This window comes from Maribacter sp. TH_r10 (assembly GCF_033101095.1).
In the GTDB taxonomy this organism is placed as follows: Bacteria; Bacteroidota; Bacteroidia; order Flavobacteriales; family Flavobacteriaceae; genus Maribacter_A; species Maribacter_A luteus.
Genome location: NZ_JAWMPY010000001.1, coordinates 686,415 through 700,440, shown reverse-complemented (window position 1 = coordinate 700,440; position 14,026 = coordinate 686,415). Strand labels below are relative to the sequence as shown.

Below are 14,026 nucleotides of genomic sequence, written 5' to 3'. Positions count from 1 at the left end.
AGATTTTTAAAAATGAAAACAAAAAAATATAAAATCGTCGTACTTTCAGATATGAAAGACACGATGCAAACCACGTTGAAAAGTGCTGTTAGTCTGGCTAAAATGATACATGGGGAAATAGAGGTTTTCAGTGTTCTTAAACCTACTGAAATAGTAGAGAAAGAAAACCAACTGTCCGCCATGAGATCTATAAATTCAGTTCAAACCAAGAGCAATAGTACTTTGAGTAAAACATTAGCTCCGATAGCCAAGGAGTATGGTATTGAAATCAATTATTCATACGCCGTCGGAAACGTAAAAAATGAGATTACCCGGTATTTAGACGAGCATAAACCAAATATCGTGGTGTTGGGGAAAAGGAAAACAAAACCGTTCCAGATTTTGGGTGATAGTATTAACGCGTTCGTCCTAAAACGTTTTCCCGGAAATATAATGGTAACCAACGACAAAAATGTTCTAGATACCAACAATCCAATTTCATTGGGCATTCTCAATGGTTCCGAATCTTTAATGAATAAATCATTACCAACGGAATTGATGGCCTACAGTGATAAACCGCTAAAGAACTATAAATTCGTTAAGGAAACATCAAATAATACCGATACTGCACAACCTACTTCTGACAAGAAAACGGTGGATTATGTTTTTAAACATAGCGATAACGCTTTGAATAACCTTACCAAGTATATTAATAAAAACAATATCAATTTACTTTTTGTTGACAGGGAAAAGGGATTTGGGACAAAAACAAGTAATTCTATCCCTTCCGATTTGAGAAGGGTCATTGGTAAAATGGATACCAATCTCATGTTCCCCGAGAAAAGTGGGGCATCCATTGAAAATTCAAATGTAAAAGATAAAAAAAAACTTAATAAAAGTATAGTATGAAAGCACACACAAAAGAAACACAAGCTACAATGACGCCTGCAAAATCCTTGCAATTTTTAAAGGAAGGGAATCAGCGTTTTCAAAATAACCTTAAAGCGAACAGGAACCTTTTAGAACAGGTTAACGATACCAGTGACGGACAATTTCCGTTCGCGACCATTTTAAGTTGTATTGATTCCAGGGTTTCCGCTGAGCTTGTGTTCGACCAAGGATTGGGCGATATATTCAGCGTTCGTATTGCAGGGAATTTCGTGAACGAGGATATTCTAGGAAGCATGGAATTTGCCTGTAAATTGGCAGGAACCAAACTTGTCGTTGTTCTAGGGCATACTAGCTGTGGAGCGGTCAAAGGAGCTTGTGACCATGCCCGTATGGGTAATTTAACGGCTCTGATCAATAAAATAGAACCTGCAGTAGCTGCCGTAAAGGAACCTAAGGATGAGAATCTTCGTAATTCGAAGAACTTGGAATTTGTAGATAATGTATCTGCAAAAAACGTTGAACTTACCATTGAGAATATTCATGAACGGAGTAAAATCCTTTCTGAAATGGAATCTAATGGAGAGATTAAGATCATAGGGGCCATGTACGATATCTCTACTGGTGCAGTTGAATTTTATGAGTAGCATTTAATTTTTCATTGAATATTTTATTATATAGCCCATACTAAATTAGTATGGGCTTTATTACCTATCTTTCCTTTATTAATCCCGTTAACTGCAATTATGAACATAGATACTGTATTTGAAAACAATAAGAATTGGATAGCGGAAAGGCTTTCAACGGACTCTGACTATTTTAAAAAAATGGGGCAAGGACAAAAGCCCGAACTTTTGTATATCGGCTGTTCTGACAGTAGGGTTACTGCCGAGGAATTGATGGGAGCCGAACCTGGAGAAGTTTTCGTACACAGGAATATCGCCAATATGGTCATAAGTATTGATTTAAATGCGATGTCGGTAATCAATTATGCGGTAGATCATTTAAAAGTGAAACAAATAGTGGTCTGTGGGCATTATGCTTGCGGAGGCGTTCAAGCGGCCATGGAATCTGCAGACTTGGGAATTCTGAACCCTTGGTTACGTAACATAAGGGACGTATACCGTATTCATAGGGCCGAGCTTAATGCAATCGAAGAAAATACAGAAAAATATGACCGCCTGGTAGAACTCAATGTTAAGGAACAGTGTGTTAACCTGATTAAAACGGCAGCTGTGCAAAAAGCCTTTCGAGAACGTGGTCTCAAAGTCCATGGTTGGGTATTTGATATTCATACAGGGAAGTTGATTGACCTAAAAATCGATTTTGAAGGGTATTTAAAAGATATAATGGAAATCTACCACTTAGATTAGTCACTGATTTTATTGTAAAAGGAAGCCATGCAATCTTGGCTTTTGAATTGAAAAATCTTATATTCTAAATTCAAATAGAAAACAAGCCATATGAAAAATCTATTTACGAATCTAAGGGGCGATTTGTTCGGGGGAATTACCGCAGGTATTGTAGCCCTACCCCTTGCATTGGCATTTGGGGTAAGTTCCGGTTTGGGACCTAGCGCCGGTCTTTACGGGGCTATATTCATTAGTTTTTTTGCTGCACTTTTCGGAGGTACGAATACACAGATATCAGGGCCTACCGCTCCTATGACCGCCGTAAGTATGGTGGTAATAGCTGGTATTATCGCTATTTATGACGGTAGTGTAGAAAAAGCACTTCCTGCAATTCTTCTCATATTCCTTCTTGCCGGGTTAATGCAAATAGTGCTTGGCTTAATCGGCGTAGGTAAGTACATTCGTTATATACCATACCCCGTGGTTTCCGGGTTCATGACCGCCATTGGTGTAATTATATTGGTAACCCAAATTTTACCTGCTATCGGATACTACCCAAAGGAGGATGATGCTTTTGTAGAACAGTTTAAGCCACAAGCAGAAGAAATAATTCTTGATAATATCCTTAAAGATGAGGCCGGTGAGGGTATTCTGGTACTTGAGGATTTTGAGGAAACCATTAAAAGGGCAAAAGGCATCACTGAAGACGATATGCTCAAAGAAGCACGAACACTTGCCAAAGCGGAAGCATCAGGAGTAATCGGTTCGATCAAAGTACTTCCGAGGGCATTGCAAAATATTAATTGGATCGAATTAATTTTGGCCCTATCAACAATAATAATCATTTATGGCTTTAAGCGTATCACCACCGCTATACCTAGTGCCTTGGTGGCCTTGGTGGTAGTCTCGGGGGTAGCTTATGGTTTTGGATTGGATTACAGGCCTATAGAAGAAATCCCCAGTGGTTTTCCTTTACCCAATCTTGAAATATTTACCGAATTTAAGCTCAGTACGGTCACCCCTTATTTTTTTACGGCCCTTACTTTGGCCTTATTGGGAGCTATTGACTCCCTATTGACCTCGGTCGTAGCGGATAATATGACAAAAACCAAGCACAATCCCAACAAAGAACTGGTCGGCCAAGGTATCGGAAACAGTATCGGTGCCATTTTTGGAGGTATTCCCGGAGCAGGTGCCACAATCAGAACAGTAGTTAACATTAATGCTGGCGGTAAAACCAAATTATCAGGTATGGTCGCCGGGTTATTATTGTTAATCATCTTATTGTCCTTAGGACCTGTAGCCTCTCAAATACCAGCTGCCGTCCTAGCGGGGATTCTAGTGACCGTAGGAATAGGGGTTATGGACTATAAAGGTTTAAAAGCTATTCCCAGTATGCCAAAAGATTTAAAATTAGGCCCTTTAAAATTCAGTTCAGAGGTGGTCATCATGTTAGTGGTATTGGTTCTTTCCTCGGTCTGGAACTTGGTTTATGCCGTAGGGGTAGGACTGGTTATCGCTTCCCTTATGTTCATGAAACAAATGGGTGACCTTACAGCGGAAAGATCCGATGTTAAGACCCTTGGCAAGGAAAAAGGATGGTCAGATGAAGCTAATTTCCCCAAAAACCTTATTGAAGAGGTATATATTAAACACGTCAAAGGCCCGTTGTTCTTCGGTTCTACCAATGAATTCCAAGCATTGGCAGATCAAATTCCAGAAACGGCCTCCTATGTAATCATACGTTTAGATCGTATGCAGTACATGGACCAATCTGGACTATATGCCATGGAAGACGTTTTACAGGAATTGAACAAAAACAAAATCACTGTTCTCTTTGTCGATCTACAACGCCAACCTCGATATATGATGGAACGTATCGACATTATTCCCGATTTTATACCCGAAGAACATATTTTTGAGGACTTTGACCATTGTACAACATGGATCAAAAATCATGTAAAGGACGAGTATTGAACTTTGTAAATGCCTTATTTAACCGTGCTATGACCCTAAGCACGGTTTTTTTATTGATTAAATTCTTACATCACTACATATAATATTTTAAATTTGCCCCTTACTTATATATCATGATCGATAAAATAAAGGAACATATATCAGAAGTTGAAAAATTCACTGCTGACACCAAAGATGCAATTGAAGCCTTCCGAATTAAGTATTTAGGGAAAAAAGGCCTGTTGAACGAATTTTTCGCCGAGTTTAAGAATGTACCCAATGATCAAAAAAAAGAGTTTGGGCAAACCATCAACACCCTTAAGATCAATGCAACCGAAAAAGTGAACTTGCTTAAGGAAGCCTTGGAAAGCAAAACAGAGGAAGCCGGTAAATATGGTGATTTGACCAGACCGGGAGAGGCTATGGCCCTAGGTGCCAGACACCCTATCTCCATAGTGAAAAACCAAATCATCGATATTTTTTCACGAATAGGTTTCAATGTATCCGAAGGACCTGAAATCGAGGATGATTGGCATAATTTCACCGCTCTTAACTTGCCAGAATATCATCCTGCAAGGGATATGCAGGATACCTTTTTTATCCAGACCGATCCAGATATCCTTTTGCGTACCCATACCTCATCGGTACAGGTAAGATATATGGAGAACAATAAACCACCGATTAGAACCATATCGCCAGGTCGTGTATATCGTAACGAGGCCATATCTGCCCGTTCACACTGCTTCTTTCACCAAGTGGAAGGATTGTATATTGATAAGGACGTTTCTTTTGCCGACCTAAAACAGACCTTACAATTCTTTACAACGGAATTGTTCGGAAAATCCAAGATCAGATTACGCCCTTCTTATTTCCCTTTTACCGAACCAAGTGCCGAAGTTGATGTATACTGGGGCCTTGAAACCGAAACGGACTACAAAATGACCAAAGGTACGGGATGGTTAGAGATCATGGGTTGCGGAATGGTAGACCCCAATGTTCTTGAAAATTGTGGAATCGACTCTAAAGAATACTCCGGTTTTGCCTTTGGAATGGGTATTGACCGAATTGCTTTATTACTGCATCAAATATCAGATATTCGTTTATTGAGTGAAAATGATGTTCGTTTCTTAGAACAATTCAAAAGCACACTATAATTTTCCCTCTTGAAGAAGGACATAGAAATACCGATCGTAAAAAACGTCTATATTGCGATGATCCAGGAATGGAACGATGATTTTTTGGCAAAAAAATGGAACGCCTATATCCTGAATGACCGTAATTCACCGATAGAGATGGCACTAGTGGTTTCCAAAGGATACGAAGGGAATAGAAAAACCTCAACCATGAGGCATTCTATCGCTTTTATGCACCCGAAATCTTATGCCAAGATAGAACTAGTACAAGATGATGTTCTGCAATTGAACAATGAATTCTATCTTACCTTCTTTGCCGACGGCAAATTATATGAAAAGAAATTTCTTTTTAAGAAAAATTCAATAGACGAAAATCTTGTAATCAAGGTTCCGCTAATGAACCAACCAGGGATTTTAGGGCAATAAACAATAATCCTGACAAAAAAGTTCCTTAATTAAGGGTAGCCGAATACCCCTTTAACAGGGGTAAATTCAACATTTGTTTCCTTTAAACCCCAACACTCTTAAAAATTTAACATAAAATTAATTTCGTTTGGTTTGGTTACTTCCGAACTAACTATATCTTTGCACCTTCAATTCTTGACATTATGGATAAGGAAGAATACAGAAGGGAACTTATAGAAGATTTAGGAATTCATTTTGAAAATGAATATTCCTTGGCTCCTTTATCTGCCCGCATCTTTGCCTCATTGGTTATGACAGAAGAAGACGGGTTGACCTTTGATGATTGTTTAACAAGAAGAGGAGCAAGTAAAAGTTCAATATCAACATCGCTCAATCTTTTATTACAAATGGGCTTTATTAAATATTTTACGAAATCAAGGGATAGAAAAAGGTACTATACCGTAGCTGAAAAGGATTCCTTTATGGTTAAAAAATTGTCCAGAGCTCTTAAACAATTAGAGAATGAAGAGAAAATAATGGATAAAGTAGCAGCTTACAACAAAAAATTCAATCCTGAAAAATTTAAATCAACCCAAAAAATGAAGAAAATATATATGACCTGCTTAAAAGAAAACAAAGATATTTTCCAAAAAACCATCAATCAACTCAATGCATTAAAAGAATAATTTTTTTATCATTTTAGTTCGTTTTATACCGAACTAACAGAATTAACAAAACTTTAATACAAATTTAAGCATCCAATTTAAAATGAGAAAAATATCAATCATTAGTTCACTAAGCCTATTAGTACTTTTAAGTTCGTGTTTCGGGAAAGTTCCCGAAGGATCACAGGGTGGTCCAACAATGCCGGCACCCAGTTTAAAGGTAAGCCAGCTGAAAAAACAAGATTTGACCATCTTCAATGAATTTTCAACTACCCTTGAAGGCAAGCAGAACGTAGAAATATGGCCAAAAGTTTCTGGTTTTATACAAGACATATATGTAGAAGAAGGACAGAAAATAAAAAAGGGGCAATTATTGTTCAAACTGGAGACACAAACCTTGAATCAAGATGCCAATGCTGCTAAAGCCGCAGTAAATGTCGCCCAAGTAGAAGTAGACAAGCTGAGACCATTGGTAGAAAAAAACATTATCAGTCCAGTTCAATTGGAGACTGCAAAAGCCCAATTGAAACAAGCCATCAGTAATTATGAAAGTGTAACCTCTAACATCAATTATTCGCGAATCACAAGTCCGGTAGATGGTTTTATAGGGGAAATACCCTATAAGACAGGGGCTTTGGTAAGTTCTGCCATGGCTAATCCCTTAACAACGGTTTCAGACATAAGTGAAGTTCGTGCCTACTTCTCCCTAAGTGAAAAGGAACTCTTGAAATTTAAGGAATCTATACCTACAAGTAGTAAAAACCAATTCGATTTTGAAAAAGCGAACGATGTTAAATTGGTAATGATCAATGGTAAGGAATATTCAGAGCCAGGGAAAATAGCCATGGTAAACACCATTATAAACAGTACAACAGGGAGTGCCACTGCAAGGGTTGATTTTAAAAACCCCAACAATCTATTGACAAGTGGTAGCACAGGGAAAATAAAAATCCCCTATCTCTATAAAGATTCCTTTGAAATTCCGCAAGCGGCCACAATCGATTTACAAGGAAACAAACTGATATTCATCGTTAAAGATGACAATACGGTTACCACAAAGCCCATTCAAATCTCGGCCAATACCGAAAAAGGTTTCATTGTTACAAGTGGTTTGGAGCCCGGAACTACTATAGTTACCGAAGGTGTCTCCAAATTGAGGGATGGAATGGCAATTAATCCCATCAAGTAAAATATCTGATCAACAACCTATAATCAAAATAACATGTTTCAAAGATTTATAGATCGTCCCGTACTATCTACGGTGATATCGGTCATCATAGTTATTCTCGGTATCTTGGGTCTAACTTCCCTGCCCATTGAACAATATCCAGAAATTGCACCCCCAACAGTACAGGTTACAACAACCTATACCGGGGCAAACGCTGAAACCGTATTAAACAGTGTCGTAATTCCGTTAGAGGAACAGATCAACGGTGTCGAGGGAATGACTTATATGACATCGAATGCCAGTAATGACGGTGCTGCCACCATAAACGTCTATTTTAAGTTGGGTACAGACCCCGATATTGCTGCGGTAAACGTACAGAATAGAGTTGCTCGCGCCAACAGTGTTTTGCCAGAAGCTGTTACAAAAACAGGGGTGGTAACGCAAAAATCACAAACCAGTGCCTTATTGTTTTTCTCCTTGTTTTCTGACAATGAGGATTATGATGCCACTTTCGTTGAAAACTATGCGCGTATAAACTTGGTGCCCAAGCTACAACGTATTGAAGGTGTAGGTAACGTAACGGTTTTCGGATCCAAAGATTATTCCATGCGTATTTGGTTAAAACCCGATAAGATGGCAGCCTATAAACTTATGCCTTCGGATATCCAAAGTGCACTTGTTGAGCAAAATCTTGAAGCTGCAACAGGTAAAATCGGGGAAAATGCAGATGGTGTATTTGAATATGTTCTAAAATATAAAGGCCGGCTTTCCGAAATATCCGAATATGAGGATATTATTCTCAAAGCCCAGGATAATGGCCAATTTCTACGTTTGAAGGATGTGGCTGAAATTGAACTTGGTGCCTTTAATTATGGTACCAAGAATGAAGGTATGGGAAAACCCGGTACCGCTGTCGGTGTATTCCAAACTTCCGGTTCCAATGCGAACGATATCATAACCCAAATTGAAAATATCTTAAGTGAAAGTAAGGCGGATTTCCCTAAAGGAGTGGATTATGTAATCCCTTACAATACCAAGGATTTCCTTGATGCCTCTATCTCGCACGTGGTGCAAACATTGATTGAAGCATTTTTATTGGTATTCGTCGTGGTTTTCCTATTCTTACAGGATTTTAGGTCTACATTGATCCCGGCCATAGCAGTACCTGTGGCCATTGTAGGTACGTTCTTCTTCTTATCGCTCTTTGGCTATTCGATTAACATGTTGACCCTTTTCGCCATGATACTCGCCATTGGTATTGTCGTCGATGATGCCATTGTGGTAGTCGAGGCGGTACATGCCAAAATGGAAGAAGGTGCTCCCAATGCTAAAACAGCAACAAAAACGGCTATGTCCGAAATTTCCGGGGCCATCATATCGATTACCTTGGTTATGTCAGCCGTATTTATTCCGGTTTCATTTATTAGCGGATCCTCAGGGGTTTTCTACCAACAGTTCGGTATTACCTTGGCCATTGCCATTGTAATCTCTGCCGTGAACGCCTTAACATTGAGTCCGGCATTGGCCGCTCTATTTTTAAAGCCACATAAAGATTCTGAAAATCATGATAAAAGTTTAAAACACCGGTTCTTTAATGCGTTCAATACTGGGTTCGGTGCCATTACCGATAAATATGTCGGTTCGGTAAAGTTCATTGCCAAAAGAAAATGGGTCACTGTGGCCATACTTGTTATTTTCACTGGTGTAACAATCCTATTATTCCAAACCACTCCTACAGGGTTCATTCCCAATGAGGATAGGGGACTTATCATGGCCGATGTAAGCATGCCCGCTGGTACGACATTGGAACAAACCCAGAAAACAGTCAAAAAGCTGGATTCAATTTATGCCTCGATGGATATTATTGAATCAAGAATGAACGTCACAGGTTTCAGTTTATTGAACGGGGTTAATGGGGGTTCTTATGGTTTCTCCGTATTGCGTCTTAAAAACTGGGACGAAAGAAAAGAGCCTTCCGAATCCGTACAAGCTGTTGTTGGTAGTCTTTTTGCTCAAACGGCTGGACTAAAAGATGCTCGTATTCTCTTCTTTACACCTCCAAGTGTACAGGGTTTCGGTAATTCAACAGGTTTTGAATTGAATCTACAAAGTAAGGATGCCGACGATTGGCAAACGGTAGGAAATACCACGAATGAATTTTTGGCCGCGTTAAATGCAAGACCAGAAGTTCAGTATGCCATTACACAGTTCAATCCTAACTTTCCCCAGTATGAGCTGCAGGTAGATATTGAAAAAACCAAATCAGCCGGTTTGGCCGTTACTGATGTCTTTAATGCGATGCAGGGATATTATGGTGGATTATATACTACGGATTTCAACAAATTCGGGAAGCAATACCGCGTCATGATCCAGTCAAAACCAGAAGATAGGGCTGATGAAGGTTCGCTGAACCATATGTACGTAACGAACAACATGGGTGAATCCGTTCCGGTATCACAATTCGTGACCTTGAAGAAAATTTATGGTCCAGAAGTGGTTAGCAGGTTCAATTTGCTAAGTTCAGTGAAAATCAATGGGGCCTTAAATCCAGGCTACAGTACCGGAGATGCCATCAAGGCCATTGAAGAAGTGTCCTCAAAGGTTTTGCCGAACAATTATACATATGAATATTCTGGTCTTACCAAGGAAGAAAACAGTGCTGGGAACCAGACCATCCTTATTTTCATATTGAGTTTGGTGTTCGTTTATTTCTTGCTAAGTGCCCAATATGAATCCTATATTTTGCCATTCTCCATTTTACTATCACTACCCGTTGGTATAGCGGGCGCAATTGCGTTTATTAATTTCGCCGGTTTAGAGAATAATATCTATTTCCAGATTGCATTGATCATGTTGATCGGGCTTCTATCCAAGAATGCGATTCTAATTGTTGAATTTGCATTGCAACGTAGAAAACACGGAATGTCGATAATGGCATCTGCTATCGATGGTGCCAAAGCAAGACTCCGACCTATATTAATGACATCCTTCGCCTTTATATTCGGTTTATTGCCGCTGGCCTTATCAACCGGTATCGGTGCCGTAGGAAACCGTTCTATAGGTATGAGTGCTGTTGGGGGTATGCTTATCGGAACCCTATTCGGGATATTGATAATTCCTGCACTTTACGTGATTTTCCAATCACTACAAGAAAAGATAACAGGTGCCCCCGATCAAGAAATTCCAGAAATAAAAGAACAATAACGATGAAAAAAATAGTAACGAACAAACTTATACTAGTCGCTTTTCTTCCTCTTTTACTGCAATCATGTTTTGTGGCGAAAACCTATGAAAGGCCGACAATTGAGACAGAGAATCTTTTTAGGACCGATCAGCTGCCAAAAGACAGCGTATCGTTCGCTTCGGTCTCTTACAAAGACCTTTTTACCGATGAGTATCTAAAAGGGTATATTGAAAAAGGTCTGGAGAACAATTTGGATATTAGAATCGCCTTGCAGAATATCAATGCGGCCGAAGCCTATGTTAAACAGGGGAAAATGGGATACTTTCCTACCTTGAACGCTTCTGCCACAGCTACAAGAACCGCCAGGAACAGTGAAAATGGCCAATTCGGAAGTTTTTTCACCGAGCCTTATAATCAATTCGATATTACCGGGGCTTTATCCTGGGAAGCAGATATCTGGGGCAAGATAAGGAGCAATAAAAGAGCAAGTGATGCCAGCTATTTACAGACCGTTGCCGCCCACAAAGCGGTAAAAACGGATTTGGTCGCGAACATTGCCGCTACATATTATCAAATACTCGCACTTGACCAACAGATAAAGGTAACCGAGGAAACAATAATAAACCGATCCAAAAGTTTGGAGACCATAAAGGATCTGAAAGAGGCGGGACAAGCAAACCAAGTAGGTGTAGATCAAACAGCCGCACAACTTTACAGTGCTCAAAGTCAACTGTTAGATCTTAAAAATTCGTTGTTCATTGCCGAAAACTCTTTAAGTCTTCTTTTAGGTGAAGAACCACAATCCTATCCAAGGAGTACCCTAGAAGACCAAACCTTGGCCAATGAAATGAAATTGGGCGTTCCTTCTTTATTATTGAGAAATCGGCCAGATATTTTACAGGCCGAATATGCCCTAGTGAATAGTTTTGAACTTACGAATGTAGCAAGAAGTAATTTTTATCCTTCGATTACCCTTTCAGCAAGTAGTGGATTTCAAAGCTTGGAGTTGGATAATTGGATAGATTCCAGTTCTATTTTCGCAAACTTGGTCGGAGGTCTTACCCAACCCATATTCAATGGGAGAAAGGTAAGAACTGCCTACGAGGTATCAAAAGCCAATCAGGAACAAGCGTTATTGAACTTTAAAAAGACTCTTTTAGTTGCAGGAAAAGAAGTTTCAGAAGCGTTGTATGATTATAATATATCCCTTGAAAAAGAAACATACATCTCTAAACAGGTCGTAGCATTACGTAGGGCTGAGGATAATTCCCAAGAATTATTGAACAGTGGCTATTTAACCTATTTGGATTTGCTTACAGCTCGTGAAAATGCCTTGAATGCCGAGTTAAACCTGGTAAGCAACAAGCTTTCGCAATTATCTGCAACCGTGGAATTATATCGCTCATTGGGCGGCGGATGGCAATAACGATTAATTCGATGGTTATTAACCTGAAAAATAGGTTAAACCAAGTATAAGAAACTATTGAAAAAGGAAATGAAAACCCTTTGGCATGACTCAAATCGACTCATGTTAAAGGGTTTATTTTATGGTTAAAACGCTACCATCCAGTAAAAGGATTTTTGCTTAATTGTGAATTATAATATTTGATATCACCAGTAACTTCCTCCCCAAGCCAATCGGGGCGTTCAAAAAAATCATTTTCATTATCCAATTCTATTTCGGCGATGATCAACCCCTCATTGTCCCCATGAAATTCATCCACCTCAAATAAATACTTTCCCATTGGGATTTCATACCTTGTTTTATCTATTACCGATGGTTCACAAAGCTGTAGTAACGCCTCTGCTTCCTCAACCTTAATTCCCGTTTCCCATTCAAATCTCGTAGTGCCCGACGCATTGGAAATACCCTTAACGGTCAAGAAACCCTCATCACCCTTAATCCGCACACGTACCGTTCTATCGGGATCGGTATTAAGAAATCCTTGAACTATCCTCTTTCGTGAGATTGCAACTTCTCTATAGGAGATGTCCTTAACCAAATACTTACGCTCAATTTCTACCATAATCAACAAGTCTTCAAAACTAAAAGTATGTAAATGAAAGCAAAAATCCCCATAAACTTTATGGGGATTCTTGGAATATTAAATTGATTCTTTTTTAAGAGCTAGGCCTTTTCTACCTTATCCTGCTTGGCGGTAAACGGTATGATCAACATATATGCAAAACATGCAACCAATACTATAAGGCTTCCCATAATCCCGTAGCTGGAACTAACAAAGCCCATAATTGGAGGGATTACAGCCCCACCTACGATTGCCATGATCAACAACCCGGAAATTTCATTAGACCTTGAGGGCATTTTATTTATGGCGATAGAGAATATTAAAGGAAATAAGTTACCCGCTCCAAGGCCAACAATGAAAATACCGATATAAGCCATCATTTCGGTAGCGGAGAACATGATCATTAGAGTGCCTATAATAGCCAATATCGTAGTAGTTACCAAAAAGAAAATAGGTTTTAGGAATTGGAGTAAAATGGCCCCTACGAACCTACTGATCATTAAGGCCGTAAAATAAACACTTATACCGTAAGATGCGTTTTCCAACGTTAGTCCGTGAAGCTTCATGAGAAAGCCCTGAATGTTCGAGTTCATTCCTACATCGGCACCAACAATAAGGAATATCGCGATTACCATGGCAAGTACAAACTTATTGGTAAGCAGTTTCATGCACGATGCGAAAGTAGCCGGAGTTTCAGACTTTATGCTCTCATCTATCTTGGTACCTGAAAGCCAAAGCAAATTGGCTAAAGATAATAATGCATATACAGCGAATACAAGAATCCATTTATCATAGGTAATAGCCATATAAGTTGCAATGATAGGTCCTGTTAGCGAGGTAATGGCCTTCATGAACTGGGATAGACTTAAAAAACTCGAGAGTTTCTCCTTGGGGGTCACCTCTTGTAACAATGGACTTGCGGCGACCTGTACAATGGTATTACCGATTCCCATAAAGACAAAGGCTATTAAAATAACCACAAAAGAGTAGTGAATAAACGGTAGGATCAGTCCAAAAATAGTAATCATAATTCCTAAGTTCATCATTTTCTTTTTCCCTATTTTATCTTGTAGTACACCTACGGGAATTGAAAAGACGAAAAACCATATGAACACCATGGACGGGATAAACTGTGCCATGGAATCCGAAAGGTCGAAATCTTTCTGTACGTATCCTGTTGAAACGCCCACGATATCAACAAACCCCATAATAATGAAGGTCAGGAATACTGGGAAAAATTTGTTCAGTTGTATTTTATTGGTAGCCATA

General features: G+C 39.2%; 12 protein-coding genes. 10 read left to right on the top strand and 2 right to left on the bottom strand.

Going from position 1 to position 14,026, the window contains the following annotated elements:
- Positions 1-12 precede the first annotated feature (12 nt).
- The 10 genes from R3X28_RS02905 (at position 13) to R3X28_RS02860 (ending at position 12,156) form a co-directional block, all read left to right on the top strand.
- Positions 13-888 carry a universal stress protein gene (locus tag R3X28_RS02905; protein ID WP_317662273.1) on the top strand — a complete coding sequence of 292 codons (876 nt, stop codon included), beginning with the start codon at positions 13-15 and terminating at the stop codon, positions 886-888.
- Positions 885-1,514 carry a carbonic anhydrase family protein gene (locus tag R3X28_RS02900; RefSeq protein WP_154363414.1) on the top strand — a complete coding sequence of 210 codons (630 nt, stop codon included), beginning with the start codon at positions 885-887 and terminating at the stop codon, positions 1,512-1,514. Before R3X28_RS02905 ends, R3X28_RS02900 begins: the two co-directional genes overlap by 4 nt.
- Positions 1,515-1,613: 99 nt before the next feature.
- Positions 1,614-2,240: a carbonic anhydrase gene (locus R3X28_RS02895; protein WP_154363416.1), complete on the top strand. Its 627-nt coding sequence runs from the start codon at positions 1,614-1,616 to the stop codon at positions 2,238-2,240.
- A gap of 90 nt (positions 2,241-2,330) precedes the next feature.
- Positions 2,331-4,196 (top strand): SulP family inorganic anion transporter, encoded by a 1,866-nt coding sequence (locus tag R3X28_RS02890; protein WP_317662269.1) that lies wholly within the window; start codon positions 2,331-2,333, stop codon positions 4,194-4,196.
- Positions 4,197-4,309: 113 nt separating this feature from the next.
- The gene (gene pheS, locus R3X28_RS02885) at positions 4,310-5,329 is read left to right on the top strand and encodes a phenylalanine--tRNA ligase subunit alpha (protein ID WP_154363419.1); all 1,020 of its coding nucleotides are present in this window, start codon (positions 4,310-4,312) and stop codon (positions 5,327-5,329) included.
- Between the two features lie 9 nt (positions 5,330-5,338).
- Positions 5,339-5,734, top strand: coding sequence for a hypothetical protein (locus tag R3X28_RS02880; RefSeq protein ID WP_317662266.1), 396 nt, complete (start codon positions 5,339-5,341; stop codon positions 5,732-5,734).
- A gap of 182 nt (positions 5,735-5,916) precedes the next feature.
- Positions 5,917-6,399, top strand: coding sequence for a GbsR/MarR family transcriptional regulator (locus tag R3X28_RS02875; RefSeq protein ID WP_154363423.1), 483 nt, complete (start codon positions 5,917-5,919; stop codon positions 6,397-6,399).
- An 82-nt stretch (positions 6,400-6,481) separates the two neighbouring features.
- Entirely contained in the window at positions 6,482-7,567 is a 1,086-nt protein-coding gene (locus R3X28_RS02870) for an efflux RND transporter periplasmic adaptor subunit (RefSeq protein WP_317662263.1), read from the top strand.
- Between the two features lie 33 nt (positions 7,568-7,600).
- Positions 7,601-10,750, top strand: coding sequence for an efflux RND transporter permease subunit (locus tag R3X28_RS02865; RefSeq protein ID WP_317662261.1), 3,150 nt, complete (start codon positions 7,601-7,603; stop codon positions 10,748-10,750).
- 2 nt (positions 10,751-10,752) lie between these two features.
- Positions 10,753-12,156 (top strand): TolC family protein, encoded by a 1,404-nt coding sequence (locus R3X28_RS02860; RefSeq protein ID WP_154363429.1) that lies wholly within the window; start codon positions 10,753-10,755, stop codon positions 12,154-12,156.
- Positions 12,157-12,289: 133 nt separating this feature from the next.
- Here R3X28_RS02860 and R3X28_RS02855 read toward each other — a convergent pair whose 3' ends face one another.
- Both R3X28_RS02855 and R3X28_RS02850 read right to left on the bottom strand, forming a co-directional pair.
- Complete coding sequence (locus R3X28_RS02855) at positions 12,290-12,757, bottom strand: CYTH domain-containing protein (protein WP_154363431.1); 468 nt, start codon at positions 12,755-12,757, stop codon at positions 12,290-12,292.
- 101 nt (positions 12,758-12,858) lie between these two features.
- Positions 12,859-14,025 (bottom strand): MFS transporter, encoded by a 1,167-nt coding sequence (locus R3X28_RS02850; protein WP_154363433.1) that lies wholly within the window; start codon positions 14,023-14,025, stop codon positions 12,859-12,861.
- Position 14,026 lies beyond the last annotated feature (1 nt).

Bases quoted from the DNA above. Each gene is read 5' to 3' on its own strand.
- R3X28_RS02900 (WP_154363414.1), top strand. From the start codon at position 885: ATGAAAGCACACACAAAAGAAACACAAGCTACAATGACGCCTGCAAAA.
- R3X28_RS02870 (WP_317662263.1), top strand. From the start codon at position 6,482: ATGAGAAAAATATCAATCATTAGTTCACTAAGCCTATTAGTACTTTTA.
- R3X28_RS02865 (WP_317662261.1), top strand. From the start codon at position 7,601: ATGTTTCAAAGATTTATAGATCGTCCCGTACTATCTACGGTGATATCG.
- R3X28_RS02850 (WP_154363433.1), bottom strand. From the start codon at position 14,025: ATGGCTACCAATAAAATACAACTGAACAAATTTTTCCCAGTATTCCTG.
- R3X28_RS02895 (WP_154363416.1), top strand. From the start codon at position 1,614: ATGAACATAGATACTGTATTTGAAAACAATAAGAATTGGATAGCGGAA.
- R3X28_RS02855 (WP_154363431.1), bottom strand. From the start codon at position 12,757: ATGGTAGAAATTGAGCGTAAGTATTTGGTTAAGGACATCTCCTATAGA.
- pheS (WP_154363419.1), top strand. From the start codon at position 4,310: ATGATCGATAAAATAAAGGAACATATATCAGAAGTTGAAAAATTCACT.
- R3X28_RS02890 (WP_317662269.1), top strand. From the start codon at position 2,331: ATGAAAAATCTATTTACGAATCTAAGGGGCGATTTGTTCGGGGGAATT.
- R3X28_RS02875 (WP_154363423.1), top strand. From the start codon at position 5,917: ATGGATAAGGAAGAATACAGAAGGGAACTTATAGAAGATTTAGGAATT.
- R3X28_RS02905 (WP_317662273.1), top strand. From the start codon at position 13: ATGAAAACAAAAAAATATAAAATCGTCGTACTTTCAGATATGAAAGAC.
- R3X28_RS02860 (WP_154363429.1), top strand. From the start codon at position 10,753: ATGAAAAAAATAGTAACGAACAAACTTATACTAGTCGCTTTTCTTCCT.